We start from the raw sequence: 19,276 nt of genomic DNA, 5'->3' as shown, positions 1-19,276 counted from the left end.
TCGTCCGGCCCCAGCTGCCCCCTACACACCCCCCGGGGGGGGGGTTGGTTTCCCCGGTGATCTGCGGGAACTCCACCCCGGCGGTCGCACGTTGTACGCGGCACAGGGCCGCTCTAGCGGCCGGAGCCGCCGTCGGCGTTGGGGCCGGCGTAGTCCTCGCCGTAGGCGCCCTTGGCGGGGCGGCGGCGGCGCATGGGCGGCTCGACGCCGTCGGCGAGGCGGCGGGCGGTCAGCAGGAAGCCGGTGTGACCGATCATGCGGTGGTCGGGGCGGACGGCGAGGCCCTCGATGTGCCAGTTGCGGATCATCGACTCCCAGGCGCTCGGCTCGTTGAAGCAGCCGATCTCGCGGATGGACTCGACGGTCCGGGCGAGCTGGGTGGTGGTGGCCACGTAGCAGCAGACGATGCCGCCGGGGACGAGCGCCTTGGAGACGGCCTCCAGGCACTCCCAGGGGGCGAGCATGTCGAGGATGACGCGGTCGACGTCGGTGTCGGACAGGTTGTCCTGGAGGTCGCCGACGGTGAGCTGCCAGGCGGGGTGCGGGCCGCCGAAGTACCGCTCCACGTTCTGCTGGGCGATCTCGGCGAAGTCCTCGCGGCGCTCGTAGCTGTGCAGCATGCCCTGGTCGCCGATGGCGCGCAGCAGGAAGCTGCTGAGCGAGCCGGAGCCGACGCCTGCCTCCACGACGCGGGCGCCGGGGAAGATGTCGGCGAAGGCGAGGATCTGCCCCGCGTCCTTCGGGTAGACCACGGCGGCGCCGCGGGGCATGGACAGGACGTAGTCGGGGAGCAGGGGGCGCAGCGCGAGGTAGGCGACGTTACCGGTGGTGCGGACAACGCTGCCCTCGGGTGCGCCGATCAGCTCGTCGTGCGGGAAGGAACCCTTGTGGGTGTGGAAGTTCTTTCCCTCTTCGAGCGTGAACGTGTAGTGGCGGCCCTTGGGGTCGGTCAGCTGAACCTGGTCCCCGACCTTGAAGGGCCCGCGCCTGCGGGCGGCACCGGTCGGTTCGGACATGTGAACAGCCTACCGGTCCCGGGAGGGGCCGCCGACCACTAGGACGGTCTGGCCATGGCCTTCACGAAGGCCCGCTCGACGTCCGCCGCCGACAGGACGCCGTAGATCTCGCCGGTCTCCTCGACCACGAGGTACTCGGTGGCCGGAGCGGCCCGCAGGGCGTCCAGGAGGTCCTCGCCCGCCAGTTCCGCGGAGACGCGCATGCCGTCGGTGAGGTCCTGCGCGAGGCCGCTGACGGCGACCCAGGGGCGGCGGTGTTCCGGTACGCCGACGATCGCCGCCTCGCGGACGAGGGAGAGCGGGGCGCCCTCGGCGTCGACGACGACCAGGGCGCGGGCGCCGGCCGCGTTGGCGCGGCGCAGGGCCTCGGAGAGGGGCGTGTCGGTCTCGACGGGGACCGCGCGGCGGGTGAGGGTGCGGGCGCGCAGTTCGGGGAGGTGTTCGCGCAGCCGGGCCATGCGCAGGCTGTTGCCGGCGCCGGTCCAGATGATCGCGGCGAGGATCGCGGCCAGCAGGGCGTCCATGACGGTGTCCATGCCGACGTTGTCCTCGGCGGTGGCGCCGAGCGCGCCGGACTGCGTGAGCAGCGGGAGGCCGATGAGGACGGAGACGGCGAGGGCGCGGCCGACCCAGGCGGCGGCGATGGTGCCCGTCATGGGCTTGCCGGTGATCTTCCAGACGACCGCGCGGAGCATGCGGCCGCCGTCGAGGGGCAGGCCGGGCAGGAGGTTGAAGGCGGCCACGATGAGGTTGGAGATCATCAGGCCGGCGAGCAGGACGCCGGGGACCGTGCCGGGTTCCACGGGCTGCATCGCGACGTAGAAGATGCCCGCGAGGACCAGGGAGAGCAGCGGGCCGACGAAGGCCAGGACGAACTCCCGGCCGGGGGTCTCGGCCTCCTTCTCGATCTCGGAGACGCCGCCGAAGAACTGGAGCTGGATGCGGCGGACCGGGAGCTTGAAGCGGAGGGCGGCGACGGTGTGGGCGAGTTCGTGCACGAGCACGGAGGCGTAGAAGGCGACCGCGAAGAAGAGGGAGACGAGGTAGCGGGCGGCGCCGAGTTCGGGCAGGACGCGGTCCAGCTGTCCGCCGAACACCCAGGTGATGAGGATGGCGACGAGGAACCAGCTGGGCGCGACGTACACGGGCACGCCGAAGGGCCGCCCCATCAGCAGTCCGCCGCGCGGCTCGGGGCGGTGGGGCGGCGGGGTCTTGGAGCCACCGGAGTGCGCGAGGGTGCGGTGGCCTTCGGCGGTGTGCGGGTCCTGGTGACTGCCGAAGGCGTGGGGGTGGTCGGCGCCGGCCGGTGGGCTGGAGGACTCGGTGGCGCGCTCGTCGACCGGCTCGGCGGGGGCGTCGGCGGACGCTTCCTGGCCGGACGGAGTGCTGTCGGGGGCTGCCGGACCGTGGGAGGCGCTTTCGGACGCCGCAGGCTCGGCGGGGGCGCTGCCGCTCTCGGCGTCCGGGGTCGGTTCCCCGGCCTCCGTGGGCTCAGTCGTGGGGCCGGGGTTCGGCGTGGGCTCGTCGACGTGCCGGTCGGCAGCGGTGTCGTCCGAGGTCTGGGCAACCGGCCGCTCGGTCCCGTCCGTGCCGTCGGTCCCGGTGCGGGGTCCGCTGTCGTGGGGGTCGGCCGGAGGCCCTGCGTGGGGCTTGGTCGACCTGTCCGTGCCGGACCGCGGCTGCCCGCTCCCGCCGCTCTCGTCCACGATGTCCCCTCGTTCGAAGCGTCTTCCGCGCCTGCCGTGCGGAAGGGTCTCGGGTCGATGGTATGCGGCGGTCGCGCCGCGTTCCGCCCCGGCACCCCCTGTGTTTCCTCAGGTGTCACAGCGGTCACCGCCGCGGCTGGGTCACTGTCAGTGGCGGGCCGTAAGGTCTGGGGCATGGAGACGAGCACGGAGGGCGCGGCGGGGACCGCGGGCGAGACCCACCGGACACCGGGGTCACCGGTCACGCCGGACCCCGCCCCCACGGAAGCGACGGCGACAACCATGCCCGACAGCACGGACGTCGCCGCGGACCGTCCGCCGACGCCCCGCCCCGCCGCCATACCCCCCGCCTCCCTCTCCCCCTCCCGCGCCGGCGACTTCATGCAGTGCCCGCTGCTGTACCGGTTCCGGGTGATCGACCGGCTGCCGGAGAAGCCGAGCGAGGCGGCGACGCGCGGCACCCTCGTGCACTCCGTGCTGGAGCGGCTCTTCGACGCCCCGGCCGGCGAGCGGACCGAGCCGCGGGCCAAGTCGCTGATCCCGGGCCAGTGGGACCGGCTCAGGGAGAGCCGTCCCGAGGTCGGGGAGCTGTTCGCCGACGACCCGGACGGCGAGCGGCTGGCGCGCTGGCTCGGTGAGGCGGAGCAGCTGGTCGAGCGGTGGTTCACGCTGGAGGACCCGACCCGGCTGGAGCCCGCCGAGCGGGAGATGTTCGTCGAGGCGGAGCTGGACTCGGGGCTGAGGCTGCGCGGGATCATCGACCGGGTGGACGTGGCGCCGACCGGCGAGGTGCGGATCGTCGACTACAAGACGGGCAAGGCGCCCCGGCCGGAGTATGCCGAGGGCGCGCTGTTCCAGATGAAGTTCTACGCGCTGGTGGTGTGGCGGCTGAAGCAGGTCGTCCCGCGGCGGCTCCAGCTGGTGTACCTCGGCAGCGGTGACGTCCTGACCTACGACCCCGTCCTCGCCGACCTGGAGCGGGTGGAGCGCAAGCTGCTGGCGCTGTGGGAGGCGATCCGGGAGGCGACCGAGAGCGGCGACTGGCGGCCGCGCCCCACCAAGCTGTGCGGCTGGTGCGATCACCAGCAGCACTGCCCGGAGTTCGGCGGCACTCCCCCGCCCTACCCGCTGCCGGTGAAGTCCGCGCCCGTCGAGCAGGGCAGAATGGGGCCGGACTAGCGAAGGAGACTTACGTGGCCATCCGCGTCCTACTGGTCGACGACCAGCCGCTGCTGCGTACCGGGTTCCGGATGATTCTGGAGGCCGAGCAGGACATCGCGGTCGTGGGCGAGGCCGGCGACGGCCTCCAGGCCCTCGACCAGGTGCGGGCGCTCCAGCCCGACGTGGTCCTGATGGACATCCGTATGCCGCGGATGGACGGTGTGGAGGCGACCCGCCAGATCACCGGCCCCGGGCGGGACGGTCCGGCGAAGGTGCTGGTGCTGACCACGTTCGATCTCGACGAGTACGTGGTGGAGGCGCTGCGGGCCGGGGCCAGCGGGTTCCTGCTCAAGGACGCCCCGGCCAACGAACTCGTGCAGGCGATCCGGGTGGTGGCCGCGGGCGAGGCGATGCTGGCGCCGAGCATCACCCGGCGGCTGCTCGACAAGTACGCCACCCACCTCCCCTCCGGCGACGAGCCGGTGCCGGACACCCTGCACACGCTCACCGACCGCGAGGTCGAGGTGCTGAAGCTGGTGGCGCGCGGGCTGTCCAACGCGGAGATCGCCGCCGACCTGTTCGTCAGCGAGACCACCGTGAAGACGCATGTCGGGCACGTCCTGACGAAGCTGGGGCTGCGCGACCGGGTGCAGGCCGCGGTGTACGCGTACGAGAGCGGTCTGGTGCGCCCCGGCGCGCAGTGACCGGCGGACCAGTGCCGAAGAGGGCGCCCCCTTCCTGACAGGGGGCGCCCTCTTCGTGTGTGCGGCGGTCGGCTCAGCCCTTGCTGAGTTCCCAGAACCGGAACACGGTGGACGCGTCGAGGCAGTACTCCAGGCCGTAGACGTCGTCGCGGACGACGGCGTACTGCTTGGCCTGCCAGACCGGGAGGACGGGGACCTCGTCGGCGACGATGTCCTGGAGTTCGCCGAAATGGTCGTCGGTGGCGGCGCGGTCGGCCTGGGCGGCGGTCTCGGGGATGAGCGTGCCGGTGATCTCGTCGTTGCTGTAGTTGTTGTCGAGGACGTTGCCCTTGCCGAAGAAGGGCGCGGTGAAATTGTCGGCGTCCGGGTAGTCCGGCACCCAGCCCTTGACGTAGACGCCGTACTTTCCGGCCGCGATGTCCTTCTCGTACTGGTCGAAGGCCACGGACTTCACGTCGGCGTCGAACAGGCCGCTGGCGTTCAGCTGCTGGGCGATCGCCTTGAGTTCCTGGTCGGTGGCCGGGCCGTAGCGGGACGGGGTGGACCACAGGGTGAGCTTGACCTTGCCGGTGATGCCGTCGTCGGCGAGCGCGGCGGCGGCCTTCTCCTGGGAGGGGCGGGCGCCGTAGGTGTCGAAGAAGGCGGTGTTGTGGCCCGCGATGCCGGCCGGGACGATCGAGTACAGCGGGGTGGCGGTGCCCTGGTAGACGTCCTTGATGAGGGCGTCGCGGTCGAGCAGGTGGGCCATCGCCCTGCGGACGCCCCGCTTGCCGGTGACCGGGTCGTCCATGTTGAAGACGAGGTGCTGGACCTCGGCGCTGCTGCCCTCGACGACCTCGATGCCGGAGTCGGGCGAGGCGTTCTCGATGTCGGCGATGTCGCCCGCGGTCAGACCGCGGTAGGCGATGTCGATCTCCTCGGCGGTCAGGGCCTTCTTCAGGGCGGACTGGTCGCCGTGGAAGAACTTCAGCGTCACGCCGGAGTTCTGCACGTCGCCGACGCCGCCGTTGTAGTTCTCGTTGACGGAGAACACGGCCTGGTCGTCGCCGAACGAGTCGAGCGTGTAGGGGCCGGAGCCGACCGCCTCGCCGTCCTCGCGCAGTCCGTCCGCGTCGTACTGCCGGTGGTCGACGATGGAGCCGGCGCCGGAGGCGACCTTGCTGGGGAAGGTGGCGTCGGCCGTGTTGAGCCGGAAGACGACGGTCTTCTCGTCGGGGGTCTCGACCTTGTCCAGCATCGGGAACATGATCGCGGGACCGGCGTCGTCGTCGATCTTCAGCATGCGGTCGAAGGAGAACTTGACGTCCTTCGAGGTGAGCGGGTCGCCGTTGCTGAACTCGAGGCCGTCCTTGAGGGTGCACTCGTAGACGCGGGTCCCGGTGTCGGTGAACTCGCAGCTCTCGGCGGCGTCGGGCTCCGGCTCGGTGCCGCCCTTGGGAAAGCCGAGCAGCGACTGGAAGACGTTGTTGAACAGCAGCCAGGAGCCGGGGTCGTAGCCGGCGGCGGGGTCCGTGGCGAGGACGTCGTCGGACATCCCCATGACGACGGCGGAACCGCTGCCGCCGGAGCCGCCGGAACCCGTGCCGCAGCCGGTCAGCAGGCCGGAGGCCAGCCCCGCCACGAGGGGCAGGACCGGCCACTGGTTGCGCTTGATCACGTGCGAAGACCTTTTCAGCCGCTCGCGCCGCGGCCGAGTTCCCACAGCTGGAGCGTCGAGGAGGAGTTGAGGGCGTAGGCGGTGCCCGTGATGGAGTCGCGCGCGGCGACGTACTGGTTGCCCTGCCACAGCGGCAGGATCGGCACGTCCCGGGCGACGATGTCCTGGATCTCGTTGAGGCTGCCGGCCGCTGCGATACGGTCGGCCTCGCGGCGCGAGTCGGGGATCAGCGTGTTGCGGATCTCGCCGTTGTTGTAAGGCGAGCCGAGGGTGTTGTCCTTGTCGAGGAAGGGCGCGAGGTAGTTGTCGGCGTCGGGGAAGTCCGGGAACCAGCCCATGCCGTAGACGTCGTACTTGCCCTTCTGTTCGGCCTCGCGGAAGGTCGTCCAGGGGGTGCCCTCGATGCCGACCTGGAAGAGGCCGCTGTCGTCGAGCTGCTTCTTCAGGTCCTCGAACTCCTCCTTGGTGGCCGGACCGTAGTGGTCGGTCGTGTAGTGGAGGGTCAGCTTCACCGGGGTGGAGACGCCGGCCTGGGTCAGCAGTTCCTTGGCCTTGGTGACGCTGGGGTCGCCGTACTTGTTGAAGAAGGCGTTGGAGTGGCCGGTGATGCTGGCCGGGACCAGGGAGTAGAGCGGCTCGGCCTGGGTGCCGTAGACCTTGGAGACGAGCTGGTTGCGGTCGATGAGCTGGGCCATCGCCTGGCGCACCGCGCGGGACTTCACGCTCGGGGCGTCGGTGTTGAAGCCGAGGTAGCGGATCTCCAGGCCGGCCATCTCGACGACATCGATGTCCCCGCCGGAGTCGTCGGACAGCTTCTGGATCTGCGCGGGCGACATCGTGCGGGTCATCAGCTGGATGTCGTTCTTCTGGAGGGCTTCGCCCATGTCGTCGGCGTCGGTGAAGGAACGCAGTTCGACCTTGTCGTTGTTCACCTTGAGCGTCCCCTCGTAGTGGGGGTTCTTGGTGAACACGGCGTCGACCATCTCGTCGTTCTTGACGTCGGCCTTCATCGTGTACGGCCCGGAGCCGTCGATCTCGAAGCCGTCGCGGAGCTTGTCCTTCGCGTAGTCGTCGGGGTTGACGATGCCGGCGACCGGGGTCGACAGCTTGTACGGGAAGGTGGCGTCGGCGGTCTTGAGGTGGAAGATGACCTCGCGATCGCCCTTGGTCTCGACGGTGTCGACGGTGGAGAGCAGGGCGAAGACGCCGGAGTCCGCCTTGATGGCGCGGGCGCGGTCGATGGAGTACTTCACGTCCTGCGCGGTGATGGCGTCGCCGTTGGCGAACTTCAGGCCTTCGCGCAGAGTGCAGACGTAGCGTTCGTTGCCGCTGTCGCTGAAGCCGCACGACTGGGCGGCCTCGGGCACCGGCTCTCCGTCGCCCTTGGGCTGGATCATCAGGGTCTGCACGGTCTGGCGCAGGACGTTCCAGGTGCCGACGTCGTAGGCGTAGGCGGGGTCGACGGGAGCGGGGGCGCTCTTCGTCGCGGTGAACCGGTCCGTGGTGCCGACGACGATCGCATCGCCCGAGCCGCTGCCGCTGTCGGTGCCGCAGGCGGCGAGCACCGGCGCGAGCAGACCTATGACGGCCGGCAGCACCAAAGTCTTGCGGTTCATGCTCGAGTTTCTCCAGAGCTGTCATCCGTGTACCCGACATGCATGGGTGGTGTGGCGGATCACGGGGTTAGGGCGAGGTTGTCCCCAGGAGATTAGTCCGCACCTGCACGAGGGTTCGCAGGGACCGGAGTTGGGACGCCATCACACAGCGGAACCGGGCGCGGACGGACCGAAAACGCGCCACTGGAATGATTGGTGCAGGGCTCCATCAATCGGGACACATGGGCGTGCTTCAGAGCCCCGGAGGCGGGGGCTCTGCACAGTATCGGCCACCTGTCGAGTTCCTGTCGGGTGGGGAACGTCACATCCGCAACAGGGCTCGCGCGCACCGGAATTCAGCCATCCGGCGCGTTGTGAATTCCTGGACAGGCGTCTGGGGAATTACCGCGCTATCGGCTCTGCACGCTGGGTGAACACCCGGCGCATTTCCGTCATCGGACGATCATCAGGCCGCGCAGAAATGTCAGGTCGACCTCTTCCAGGGAGCCGACCACGGTGCGTCCGGGGGCCGGGGCGATGGGGGCGACGGAGGGCACGGCGACGACCTGGCAGCCGGCCGCCTCGGCCGCGGCGACGCCGGTCGCGGTGTCCTCGACCACCGCGCACCTGGCCGGATCCACGCCGAGCCCGGCGGCGGCGAAGAGATACGGCTCGGGGTGCGGCTTCGTGCGCGGCACCTCGTCGCCGGCGACGCTGAGGGCGAAGTGCTCGGGGCCGAGCGAGGTGAGGACCCGGTCGATGATGCGCCGGTGCGAGGCGGAGACCAGGGCCGTGGGGATGTCGTGCGCCGACAGCTCGGCCAGCAGCCGGGCGGCGCCGGGCATCAGGGGCAGGGCGCGGCCGATGCGGTCCTCGAAGCCGTCGTTGAGCAGGACGGTGAGTTCGGCGAGGGTGATGTCGGCGCCGGTGGCCTCGATCAGGAAGCCGGCGCTGCGGGTCATGGGGCCGCCGACCACGACGTGCCGCCAGGAGTCGTCGAGGGTGTGGCCGAGGCGGGCGAAGATCTCGACCTCGACGTCCCACCAGAAGCCCTCGGTGTCCACCAGGGTGCCGTCCATGTCGAGGAGGACGGCCTGGAGGGCGGAGCCGTCGGCCGTACGGGTCATGGGCGCGGGGACCGTGCTGGTCATCCACGTACCTCCTTGAAGGGACGAGCAGGCCGGTTCCCCACGAAGGGAACCGGCCTGAGTGGACCGACCAGTGTACGACTTATCCGATCAGTGTGCTCGGTGAGAGAGATCTCGGGGTCTCAGCGGGCGTTGAAGTACTTCGCCTCCGGGTGGTGGATCACGATCGCGTCCGTGGACTGCTCGGGGTGGAGCTGGAACTCCTCCGAGAGGTGGACGCCGATGCGCTCCGGCTGGAGCAGCTCGGCGATCTTCGCGCGGTCCTCCAGGTTCGGGCAGGCGCCGTAGCCGAGGGAGAAGCGGGCGCCCCGGTACTTCAGGGCGAACATGTCCTCCACGTCGCTGGGGTCCTCACCGGCGAAGCCGAGTTCCGAACGCACGCGCGCGTGCCAGTACTCGGCGAGTGCCTCGGCCAACTGGACGGACAGGCCGTGCAGTTCGAGGTAGTCACGGTAGGAGTTCGCCTCGAACATCCGGGCCGTCTCCTCGCCGATGCGCGAGCCGACGGTGACGACCTGGAGCCCGACGACGTCCGTCTCCCCCGACTCCTCGGGCCGGAAGAAGTCGGCCAGACAGAGCCGGCGGCCGCGGCGCTGGCGCGGGAAGGTGAAGCGGGTGCGCTCGTTGCCCTGCTCGTCCAGGATGATCAGGTCGTCGTCCTTGGACACGCACGGGAAGTAGCCGTAGACGACGGCCGCTTCGAGGAGGTTCTCGGTCTGGAGCCGGTCGAGCAGCCCGCGCAGCCGCGGCCGTCCCTCGGTCTCGACGAGTTCCTCGTACGTCGGCCCCTCGCCGGTGCGGGCCTGCTTGAGCCCCCACTGCCCCTTGAACAGCGCGCCCTCGTCCAGCCAGGAGGCGTACTCCTTGAGCTGGATGCCCTTGATGACCCGGGTGTCCCAGAACGGCGGCGCGGGCACGGGGTTGTCGACGGAGACGTCGGAGCGGACATGCCCCTCTTCGGGCCGCTCCTCCTCGATCTCTACGGCGCCGGCGCGCACCCGGCGCTGCTTGAGCTCGGGCAGCTTCGCGCCGGGCACGCCCCGCTTGACGCCGATGAGGGCGTCCATGAGGCGTAGTCCCTCGAACGCGTCGCGGGCGTAACGGACTTCGCCCTCGTAGATCTCGTGCAGGTCCTGTTCGACGTACGCCCGGGTCAGTGCGGCTCCGCCGAGGATGACCGGGAAGTCGGCGGCGAGGCCGCGCTGGTTGAGCTCCTCCAGGTTCTCCTTCATGATCACCGTGGACTTGACGAGCAGCCCTGACATGCCGATGACGTCGGCGCGGTGCTCGGCGGCGGCGTCCAGGATCGCGGAGACCGGCTGCTTGATGCCGAGGTTGACCACGTTGTAGCCGTTGTTGGACAGGATGATGTCGACGAGGTTCTTGCCGATGTCGTGGACGTCGCCGCGGACGGTGGCGAGGACGATGGTGCCCTTTCCGTCGGCGTCGGTCTTCTCCATGTGCGGTTCGAGGTAGGCCACGGCGGACTTCATGACCTCGGCGGACTGCAGGACGAACGGCAGCTGCATCTGGCCGGAGCCGAAGAGCTCGCCGACGACCTTCATGCCGTCCAGGAGGGTGTCGTTGACGATGTCGAGGGCGGGGCGGTCCTGGAGGGCCGCGGCCAGGTCGGCCTCCAGGCCGTTCTTCTCGCCGTCGATGATGCGGCGCTTGAGGCGCTCCTCCAGCGGAAGGGCGGCCAGCTCCTCGGCCTTGCCGGCCTTGAGGGACTTGGCGGTGGCGCCCTCGAACAGGGCCATCAGTTTCTGGAGCGGGTCGTAGCCCTCGGCGCGACGGTCGTAGACGAGGTCGAGGGCCGTCTGGACCTCCTCCTCGCTGAAGCGGGCGATCGGCAGGATCTTCGACGCGTGGACGATCGCCGAGTCCAGGCCCGCCTTGACGCATTCGTCGAGGAAGACGGAGTTGAGCAGGATGCGGGCGGCCGGGTTGAGGCCGAAGGAGATATTGGAGAGGCCCAGCGTGGTCTGGACGTCCGGGTGGCGGCGCTTGAGCTCGCGGATCGCCTCGATCGTCGCGATGCCGTCCTTGCGGGACTCCTCCTGACCGGTGCAGATGGTGAAGGTCAGGGTGTCGATGAGGATGTCCGACTCGTGGATGCCCCAGTTGCCGGTCAGGTCGTCGATCAGCCGCTCGGCGATCTCGACCTTCTTCTCGGGGGTGCGGGCCTGGCCCTCCTCGTCGATGGTCAGCGCGATGAGCGCGGCGCCGTGCTCCTGGGCGAGCTTGGTGACCTTCGCGAAGCGGGACTCCGGGCCGTCGCCGTCCTCGTAGTTGACGGAGTTGATGACCGCGCGGCCGCCGAGCTTCTCCAACCCGGCCCGGATGACCGGGACTTCGGTGGAGTCGAGGACGATCGGCAGCGTGGAGGCGGTGGCGAAGCGGCCCGCCAGCTCCTCCATGTCGGCGACGCCGTCCCGGCCGACGTAGTCCACGCAGAGGTCCAGCATGTGGGCGCCCTCGCGGATCTGCTCGCGCGCCATCTCCACGCAGTCGTCCCAGCGGGCGTCCAGCATCGCCTCGCGGAACTTCTTCGAACCGTTGGCGTTGGTGCGCTCGCCGATGGCCAGGTAGGAGGTGTCCTGGCGGAAGGGGACGGTCTGGTAGAGGGAGGCGGCGCCGGGCTCGGGGCGCGGCTCGCGGGCGGTCGGGGTGACGCCCTGGACCCGCTGGACCAGCTGCCGCAGGTGCTCGGGGGTGGTGCCGCAGCAGCCGCCGACCAGGGAGAGGCCGTAGTCGCGTACGAAGGTCTCGTGGGCGTCGGCCAGTTCGGGCGCGGTGAGCGGGTAGGTGGCGCCGTCCTTGCCGAGGACCGGCAGGCCCGCGTTGGGCATGCAGGACAGCGGGATCCGGGAGTGCCGGGAGAGGTAGCGCAGGTGCTCGCTCATCTCGGCGGGGCCGGTGGCGCAGTTCATGCCGATCATGTCGATGCCGAGCGGCTCCAGCGCGGTGAGCGCGGCGCCGATCTCGGAGCCGAGCAGCATGGTGCCGGTGGTCTCGACGGTGACCGAGACGATGATCGGGAGGTCGAGGCCGGCGATCTCCCGGGCCCGCTGGGCGCCGATCACGGCGGCCTTGGTCTGGAGCAGGTCCTGGGTGGTCTCGACGATCAGCGCGTCGGCGCCGCCCGCGATCAGGCCCTCGGCGTTCTGCTGGAAGGCGTCGCGGATGACGCCGTAGCCGATGTGGCCGAGCGTGGGCAGCTTGGTGCCCGGGCCGATGGAGCCAAGGACCCAGCGCTGGCGGCCGTCCCGGGCGCCGAAGGCGTCGGCGGTCTCTCTGGCGATACGGGCGCCCGCCTCGGACAGTTCGTACACCCGGTCGGCGATGTCGTACTCGGCGGCCGCGGCGTGGTTGGCGCCGAAGGTGTTCGTCTCGACGCAGTCCACGCCCGCGTCGAAGTACGCCTCGTGGACGGAGCGGACGATGTCCGGGCGGGTGACGTTCAGAATTTCGTTGCAGCCCTCAAGGTTCTGAAAGTCCTCGAGGGTGGGTTCCTGCGCTTGCAGCATCGTGCCCATCGCCCCGTCGGCGACCACCACACGGGTGGCGAGTGCCTCACGGAGCGCGGACACACGGGTCCGGCTGTCGGCGGAAGGGGACGGTGGCAACGAGGCCATGAAAGGGCTCCCTCGGGTGCGACGGCTGTCGGCTTTTGCGGCTCCCCCAGGTCTTCCCACCGAGGGCGCACGCCGCCAGGGTAGCCGGGACCGGCACCGGTTGGTCGGAGAGTCCACGGGACGGACCAGGATGGCGGGCGGGCCACCGGCGGAATGCCGTTGATGCAACAGTTGCGGGCCAACCATTAGCGGGAGGTCGGCATGGACCGGTAGTGTTCGACATTGCCGAACAGTGGCAGCGACGCCGTAACAATCGGCTGTCGATGGGGACGGAGGCAGGACGGCGATGGCACGGAACATCCAGTCGCTCGAACGGGCGGCCGCGATGCTGCGGCTCCTCGCGGGCGGCGAGCGGAGACTCGGCCTGTCGGACATCGCCTCGTCCCTGGGCCTCGCCAAGGGCACCGCGCACGGCATCCTGCGCACCCTCCAGCAGGAGGGGTTCGTGGAGCAGGACGACGTCTCCGGGCGGTATCAGCTGGGCGCGGAGCTGCTGCGCCTGGGCACGACCTATCTCGACGTCCACGAACTGCGCGCGCGTGCGCTGGTGTGGACCGACGACCTGGCGCGCTCCAGCGGCGAGAGCGTGCATCTGGGCGTCCTGCACCAGCAGGGCGTCCTGATCGTGCACCACGTCTTCCGGCCCGACGACAGCCGGCAGGTCCTGGAGATCGGGGCCATGCAGCCCCTGCACTCCACGGCCCTCGGCAAGGTGCTCTCGGCCTACGACCCGGTCGCGCACAGCGAGGCCCTGGAGGCCGACCGCAAGCCGTTCACCGACCGGACCGTGTGCGACCTGGAGGACTTCGAGGAGATCCTCGACATCACCCGCGCGCGCGGGTACGCGGCGGACGTGGAGGAGACCTGGGAGGGCGTCGCGTCCATCGCCGCGCCCATCCACGACCGGCGGCGGATGCCGGTGGGCGCGGTGGACATCACGGGCGCCGTGGAGCGGCTGTGCAGGGACGGTGAGCTGCGTCCGGAGCTGATCGCGGCGGTGCGGGACTGCGCCCGCGCGGTCTCCCGCGACCTGGGCGCCGGGCGGTTCTGAGGACCGTAAGAAGCGCCGGTGCGTCGAGCGACGTTCCGGCGCTCAGTCGTACCCTGACACAACGGCACAAATCACCAGATCAAGATCGTTTACTCACAGCTGCCAAAAACGATCGTGTTTTCGACAACAGAACTCTTGACGTGCACGTAACGCCGGAGCAAGACTCCCGTCCATCGGTCGACATTGTCGAACACCGACCGGCAATAGGCGTTAGAGTGTGACAACGCCAAGGGCCGGCAGCTCTCCCCCTGGACGAAGGACAAAGGAGTCGCGGGTGTCCAGCTCCGACATCTTCATCGGCGAGACCATCGGTACCGCCATACTCATCCTGCTCGGCGGTGGCGTGTGCGCCGCTGTCACGCTGAAGGCCTCCAAGGCCCGTAACGCCGGCTGGCTCGCCATCACCTTCGGGTGGGGTTTCGCCGTTCTGACGGCCGTCTACACCTCGGCGCCGCTCTCCGGCGCCCACCTCAACCCGGCCGTGACTCTGGCGCTCGCGCTCAAGAAGGACGGCATCTCCTGGAGTGACGTCCCGATCTACTGGGGCGGGCAGCTCCTCGGCGCCATGATCGGTGCCGCTCTGGTCTGGGTCGCCTACTACGGCCAGTTCCACGCGCACCTCACCGACAAGGAGATCGTCGGGGCCCCGGGTGCACAGGCCACCGCCGCCAAGGCCGTCGAGGCGCAGGAGAAGGGCGCGGGCCCGGTCCTGGGCATCTTCTCGACCGGCCCCGAGGTCCGGGTCGCCTGGCAGAACGTCGCCACGGAGGTCATCGGCACGATCGTGCTGGTGCTCGCCGTGCTCACGCAGGGCCTAAACGGCGACGGCAAGGGTCTCGGCACCCTGGGCGCCCTGATCACCGCGCTCGTCGTGGTCTCCATCGGTCTGTCCCTCGGTGGCCCGACCGGTTACGCGATCAACCCGGCCCGTGACCTCGGTCCGCGCATCGTGCACGCTCTTCTGCCCCTGCCCAACAAGGGCGGCTCCGACTGGGGCTACGCCTGGGTTCCGATCGTCGGTCCGCTGATCGGCGGCGCGATCGCCGCAGGCATCTACAACGTCGCTTTTGCTTAAAGCACCGGTAGTAGAACGTCCCCTCAACCCTCGGAACCCCAGGAGCACACAGTGACCGACGCCCACACCGCCGGCCCGTTCATCGCCGCGATCGACCAGGGCACCACCTCCAGCCGCTGCATCGTCTTCGACAAGGACGGCCGTATCGTCTCGGTCGACCAGAAGGAGCACGAGCAGATCTTCCCGAAGCCGGGCTGGGTCGAGCACAACGCCAACGAGATCTGGACCAACGTCCAGGAAGTCGTCGCCGGGGCCATCCAGAAGGCCGGCATCACCCGTGACGACATCAAGGCCATCGGTATCACCAACCAGCGTGAGACCACGCTGCTGTGGGACAAGAACACCGGTGAGCCCGTCCACAACGCCATCGTCTGGCAGGACACCCGCACCGACGCGCTCTGCAAGGAGCTCGGCCGCAACGTCGGCCAGGACCGCTTCCGCCGCGAGACGGGTCTTCCCCTCGCCTCGTACTTCGCCGGCCCGAAGGCCCGCTGGCTGCTCGACAACGTCGAGGGCCTGCGCGAGCGCGCCGAGGCCGGGAACATCCTCTTCGGCACCATGGACACCTGGGTCATCTGGAACCTGACGGGCGGTGTCAACGGCGGCAAGCACTACACCGACGTCACCAACGCCTCCCGCACCATGCTGATGAACCTCCACACCCTGGAGTGGGACGAGAAGATCGCCGAGTCCATCGGCGTGCCGCTGTCGATGCTCCCGGAGATCCGCTCCTCCGCCGAGGTCTACGGCGAGGTCACCGGCGGCAAGCTGGGCGAACTGCTCGGCGGCATCCCGGTCGCCTCGGCGCTCGGCGACCAGCAGGCGGCCCTGTTCGGCCAGACCTGTTTCGCCGAGGGCGAGGCGAAGTCGACGTACGGCACCGGCACGTTCATGCTGATGAACACCGGCGAGAAGATCATCAACTCGTACTCCGGTCTGCTCACCACCGTCGGCTACCGCATCGGTGACGACAAGCCGGTCTACGCCCTCGAGGGCTCCATCGCCGTCACCGGTTCGCTGGTGCAGTGGATGCGCGACCAGATGGGCCTGATCTCCACCGCCGCCGAGATCGAGACGCTCGCGCTCTCGGTCGAGGACAACGGCGGCGCGTACTTCGTGCCGGCCTTCTCCGGTCTGTTCGCCCCGTACTGGCGCTCCGACGCCCGCGGTGTGATCGCCGGTCTGACCCGGTACGTCACCAAGGCGCACCTCGCCCGCGCCGTCCTGGAGGCCACCGCCTGGCAGACCCGTGAGATCACGGACGCCATGACCAAGGACTCGGGCGTCGAGCTCGCGGCCCTCAAGGTCGACGGCGGCATGACCTCCAACAACCTGCTGATGCAGACCCTCTCGGACTTCCTGGACGCCCCCGTGGTCCGTCCGATGGTCGCCGAGACGACCTGCCTCGGTGCCGCCTACGCCGCCGGTCTCGCCGTCGGCTTCTGGACCAGCACCGACGACCTGCGCGCCAACTGGCGGCGGGCCGCCGAGTGGACCCCCCGCATGGACGCGGACGCCCGCGACCGTGAGTACAAGAGCTGGCTCAAGGCCGTCGAGCGGACGATGGGCTGGCTCGAGGACGAAGAGAGCTGACGAGAGCCACTCGAAGGCTCGACAGGCTCTGAGCGAGCTCCGACGGAGCTCTGATGAGGAGTAAGAACCCCACATGACCAGTCAGTCCACCCTGCAGTCCGTGCCTGCCCTCGGTACGCGCCCGGCCTCCGGCTCGAACCCGAGCCGAGCCGAGACCCGGGAGCAGCTCTCCAAGGCGTCGTACGACCTTCTCGTGATCGGCGGCGGCATCCTGGGCATCTCCACCGCCTGGCACGCCGCGCAGTCCGGGCTCAGGGTGGCACTGGTCGACGCCGGCGACTTCGCCGGCGCCACCTCCTCCGCCTCCTCCAAGCTGCTCCACGGCGGTCTGCGCTATCTGCAGACCGGCGCGGTGAAGCTGGTGGCGGAGAACCACTTCGAGCGCCGTGCGGTCTCCCGCCAGGTGGCCCCCCACCTGGCGAACCCGCTCACGTTCTACCTCCCCGTGTACAAGGGCGGGCCGCACGGCGCGGCGAAGCTCGGGGCGGGCGTCTTCGCCTACTCCGCGCTGTCGGCTTTCGGTGACGGCGTGGGTCACCTCCTGTCCCCCGCGAAGGCGGCGCAGGACGTGCCCGAGCTGCGTACCGAGAACCTCAAGGCCGTGGCCGTCTACGGCGACGACCAGATGAACGACGCCCGCATGGCGCTGATGACGGTCCGCGCGGCCGTCGAGGCGGGTGCGGTGGTCCTGAACCACGCCGAGGTGACCGGGCTGCGGTTCACCAAGGGGCGGGTGACCGGCGCCGACCTGCGCGACCGCACGTCCGGCGACGAGTTCGGCGTCAACGCGCGCCTGGTGCTCAACGCGACCGGGCCGTGGGTCGACCACCTGCGCAAGATGGAGGATCCGAACGCGGCGCCGTCCATCCGGCTGTCCAAGGGTGCGCACCTGGTCCTCAAGCGGACCTCGCCTTGGAAGGCCGCGCTGGCCACGCCGATCGACAAGTACCGGATCACCTTCGCGCTGCCGTGGGAGGACATGCTGCTCCTCGGCACCACGGACGAGGAGTTCGAGGGCGACCCGGCGGACGTCTCGGTCACCGAGAAGGACATAGCGCAGATCCTGGACGAGGCCGCGTTCTCGGTCCGCGACCAGCAGCTGTCGCGCGACCTGATCACGTACGCCTTCGCGGGGCTGCGGGTGCTGCCGGGCGGGCCCGGTGACACGGCCAAGGCCAAGCGCGAGACCGTGGTCACCGAGGGCCGGGGCGGGATGCTGTCCGTCGCGGGCGGCAAGTGGACGACGTTCCGGCACATCGGCCGTACGGTGATGCAGAAGCTGGAGGCGTTGCCGGGCGCTCCGCTGGGCGACGACTTCGAGCCGATCTCCTCCCTGCCGAAGAAGCTGCCGCTGCCGGGGGTTGCGAACCCGCGCGCCGTCGCGCACCGGTTGCTGGTGGACAACCCGGCGCCTGGTCCGCGCGTGGCCGCCGACACGGCGAAGCACCTTGCCACGCACTACGGGTCGTTGGCCTTCGACATCGCTCGACTGGCCAATGAGAACCCGGAGTTGGGTGAGCGGGTGCACCCCGACGCGCCGGAGATCTGGGCGCAGGTTGTCTATGCACGGGACAACGAGTGGGCCGAGACGCAGGATGACGTTCTGCGGCGGCGTACGACGCTGACGATTCGGGGTCTGGCCACGGACGAGGTCCGCTCGAAGGTCCAGGACCTACTCGACAAGAAGTAAGCAGGTTGATTGTCGCCTGAAGGGGCGTGGGGGCTGGTCGCGCAGTTCCCCGCGCCCCTAAGTGGGTTGCACTACCGCCCTTACAGCGTCATCGTTCCTCAACTCCTCTCGGCGCACGATCAGTTCGCGGCCGACCAGCAGTGCCCTGCGGGATGCCTCCACCGGGTCCGGGAGTGTGGTCAGGTCTGCCAGGTGGGCGTAGCCGATGATTCGGCGGATGATCTCCGTGCCCGCGAAGCCCAGGGACTCCGTCCAGACCGTACGCAGGAAGCGGTCCAAGTAGGCGTCGTCGAAGAAGGTGTCCACCCTCGTGGGCCACAGCGACCGGAACTCCGACTCGAACGCCTCCCAGGACAGGCGGAGTTGGTCCGCGTGGTCCGTCAAGCGGCCCAGGGTGCGGGCTCGTTCCTCCGAGACCAGCGCGTTGGCCCAGTACAGGCCGAGGTCGAAGCCGATCGGGCCCACGAAGGAGAACTCGGGGTCGAAGACCCGGACCACGGGGGCGCCTTCGCGGGTGCCGACCATGACGCTGCCGGAGTGCAGGTCGCCGTGGAGGAGGGACTGGGCGCTGGTCATGAAGGTGTGGCGGAGGTCGGCCACCTCCGTGCGGAGACGGGTGTCGGCGCGGAACTCCCGCGCCAGATCGTCCAACCCCTCGTGCCAGTGGTTGTGTTCGTGCTCGATGTACGGCTCGGACAGGACCACGTCCTCGGTGATCTTGCACAGCTCCGGGTTGACCGAGGCCGCGATCAGCGCCTTGCGTTCGGCGGAGGACATGCCGAAGTCGCTGGTGGAGAAGGCCAGTCGGGCCACCAGGCGGCCGATCTGCGGTGAGGTGTGGGGGCCGTAGGACGCGCCGTCGTTGAGGAGCGTGCGCAGGACCTCCAGGTCGGAGAGGTCCTCCATGACGAGGGCGTAGTTCTCGGGGTCGTAGCCGTGGATCGCCGGGATCTCGTCGGGCGCGACCTTCGCCAGCTGCTCGTACGCGCGGGCCTCGGCGTTCGCGCGGTCCGGGCTCAGCGGCCAGGAGGGACCGGCGACCCGCACCCACGGCAGCGCCTGCTTGAGGGCGAGGCTGCGGGTGCCGGCGGCGTTCGAGGCGAGGAAGACCCGGTTGACGTTGCCGTCCGAGACCTCCCGGACCTCGATGTCGTCCAGGTCCTCCCAGTGGCCGCGCTCACGCAGGTACGCCGGGATGTCGTCGGTCTCCAGGATGCGGTAACCCATGCTCGAAGAACTCCC

13 protein-coding genes are annotated in these 19,276 nt (G+C 69.8%); 6 read left to right on the top strand and 7 right to left on the bottom strand.

Annotated elements, in window-relative coordinates:
* Window positions 1-113: 113 nt before the first annotated feature.
* Complete coding sequence (locus ABZ896_RS27655) at window positions 114-1,016, bottom strand: tRNA (adenine-N1)-methyltransferase (protein ID WP_360934645.1); 903 nt, start codon at window positions 1,014-1,016, stop codon at window positions 114-116.
* Between the two features lie 38 nt (window positions 1,017-1,054).
* The gene (locus ABZ896_RS27650) at window positions 1,055-2,722 is read right to left on the bottom strand and encodes a site-2 protease family protein (protein WP_360934642.1); all 1,668 of its coding nucleotides are present in this window, start codon (window positions 2,720-2,722) and stop codon (window positions 1,055-1,057) included.
* A 282-nt stretch (window positions 2,723-3,004) separates the two neighbouring features.
* Between ABZ896_RS27650 and ABZ896_RS27645 the strand changes: the two genes are divergently transcribed.
* Together ABZ896_RS27645 and ABZ896_RS27640 are read left to right on the top strand one after the other, a co-directional pair.
* The gene (locus ABZ896_RS27645; RefSeq protein ID WP_360934654.1) at window positions 3,005-3,901 is read left to right on the top strand and encodes a RecB family exonuclease; all 897 of its coding nucleotides are present in this window, start codon (window positions 3,005-3,007) and stop codon (window positions 3,899-3,901) included.
* Between the two features lie 14 nt (window positions 3,902-3,915).
* Window positions 3,916-4,587, top strand: coding sequence for a response regulator transcription factor (locus ABZ896_RS27640; protein WP_020141342.1), 672 nt, complete (start codon window positions 3,916-3,918; stop codon window positions 4,585-4,587).
* A 73-nt stretch (window positions 4,588-4,660) separates the two neighbouring features.
* Here ABZ896_RS27640 and ABZ896_RS27635 read toward each other — a convergent pair whose 3' ends face one another.
* The 4 genes from ABZ896_RS27635 to metH all read right to left on the bottom strand — a co-directional run bounded on the left by ABZ896_RS27635 (window position 4,661) and on the right by metH (window position 12,625).
* A complete protein-coding gene (locus tag ABZ896_RS27635) occupies window positions 4,661-6,244 on the bottom strand; it encodes an ABC transporter substrate-binding protein (RefSeq protein ID WP_360934639.1) in 1,584 nt (527 codons plus the stop codon).
* A gap of 14 nt (window positions 6,245-6,258) precedes the next feature.
* Window positions 6,259-7,860, bottom strand: coding sequence for an ABC transporter substrate-binding protein (locus ABZ896_RS27630; protein ID WP_360934636.1), 1,602 nt, complete (start codon window positions 7,858-7,860; stop codon window positions 6,259-6,261).
* Window positions 7,861-8,291: 431 nt separating this feature from the next.
* Window positions 8,292-8,990, bottom strand: coding sequence for an HAD family phosphatase (locus tag ABZ896_RS27625; protein WP_360934633.1), 699 nt, complete (start codon window positions 8,988-8,990; stop codon window positions 8,292-8,294).
* A 119-nt stretch (window positions 8,991-9,109) separates the two neighbouring features.
* Window positions 9,110-12,625, bottom strand: coding sequence for a methionine synthase (gene metH / locus ABZ896_RS27620; protein ID WP_360934630.1), 3,516 nt, complete (start codon window positions 12,623-12,625; stop codon window positions 9,110-9,112).
* Window positions 12,626-12,911: 286 nt separating this feature from the next.
* Between metH and ABZ896_RS27615 the strand changes: the two genes are divergently transcribed.
* The 4 genes from ABZ896_RS27615 (at window position 12,912) to ABZ896_RS27600 (ending at window position 18,034) form a co-directional block, all read left to right on the top strand.
* Window positions 12,912-13,676 carry an IclR family transcriptional regulator gene (locus ABZ896_RS27615; protein ID WP_360934627.1) on the top strand — a complete coding sequence of 255 codons (765 nt, stop codon included), beginning with the start codon at window positions 12,912-12,914 and terminating at the stop codon, window positions 13,674-13,676.
* 274 nt (window positions 13,677-13,950) lie between these two features.
* Complete coding sequence (locus ABZ896_RS27610) at window positions 13,951-14,751, top strand: MIP/aquaporin family protein (RefSeq protein ID WP_360934624.1); 801 nt, start codon at window positions 13,951-13,953, stop codon at window positions 14,749-14,751.
* Window positions 14,752-14,802: 51 nt separating this feature from the next.
* Entirely contained in the window at window positions 14,803-16,344 is a 1,542-nt protein-coding gene (glpK, locus tag ABZ896_RS27605; RefSeq protein ID WP_360934621.1) for a glycerol kinase GlpK, read from the top strand.
* 73 nt (window positions 16,345-16,417) lie between these two features.
* The gene (locus tag ABZ896_RS27600) at window positions 16,418-18,034 is read left to right on the top strand and encodes a glycerol-3-phosphate dehydrogenase/oxidase (RefSeq protein WP_360934618.1); all 1,617 of its coding nucleotides are present in this window, start codon (window positions 16,418-16,420) and stop codon (window positions 18,032-18,034) included.
* A gap of 57 nt (window positions 18,035-18,091) precedes the next feature.
* On the opposite strand, the gene mtnK is transcribed toward ABZ896_RS27600, so the two are convergent.
* Window positions 18,092-19,261 (bottom strand): S-methyl-5-thioribose kinase, encoded by a 1,170-nt coding sequence (gene mtnK / locus ABZ896_RS27595; protein WP_360934615.1) that lies wholly within the window; start codon window positions 19,259-19,261, stop codon window positions 18,092-18,094.
* Window positions 19,262-19,276: the final 15 nt, after the last annotated feature.

The sequence above is a fragment of the Streptomyces sp. NPDC047072 genome (genome assembly GCF_040643855.1).
Taxonomy (GTDB): domain Bacteria; phylum Actinomycetota; class Actinomycetes; order Streptomycetales; family Streptomycetaceae; genus Streptomyces.
The sequence above is the reverse complement of the archived record's forward strand: the minus strand, read 5'-3'. Positions and strand labels throughout refer to the sequence as shown.

Coding starts and splice junctions, on each gene's coding strand:
- ABZ896_RS27625 (WP_360934633.1), bottom strand. CDS start 8,990: ATGACCAGCACGGTCCCCGCGCCCATGACCCGTACGGCCGACGGCTCC.
- metH (WP_360934630.1), bottom strand. CDS start 12,625: ATGGCCTCGTTGCCACCGTCCCCTTCCGCCGACAGCCGGACCCGTGTG.
- mtnK (WP_360934615.1), bottom strand. CDS start 19,261: ATGGGTTACCGCATCCTGGAGACCGACGACATCCCGGCGTACCTGCGT.
- ABZ896_RS27630 (WP_360934636.1), bottom strand. CDS start 7,860: ATGAACCGCAAGACTTTGGTGCTGCCGGCCGTCATAGGTCTGCTCGCG.
- ABZ896_RS27600 (WP_360934618.1), top strand. CDS start 16,418: ATGACCAGTCAGTCCACCCTGCAGTCCGTGCCTGCCCTCGGTACGCGC.
- ABZ896_RS27645 (WP_360934654.1), top strand. CDS start 3,005: ATGCCCGACAGCACGGACGTCGCCGCGGACCGTCCGCCGACGCCCCGC.
- ABZ896_RS27655 (WP_360934645.1), bottom strand. CDS start 1,016: ATGTCCGAACCGACCGGTGCCGCCCGCAGGCGCGGGCCCTTCAAGGTC.
- ABZ896_RS27615 (WP_360934627.1), top strand. CDS start 12,912: ATGGCACGGAACATCCAGTCGCTCGAACGGGCGGCCGCGATGCTGCGG.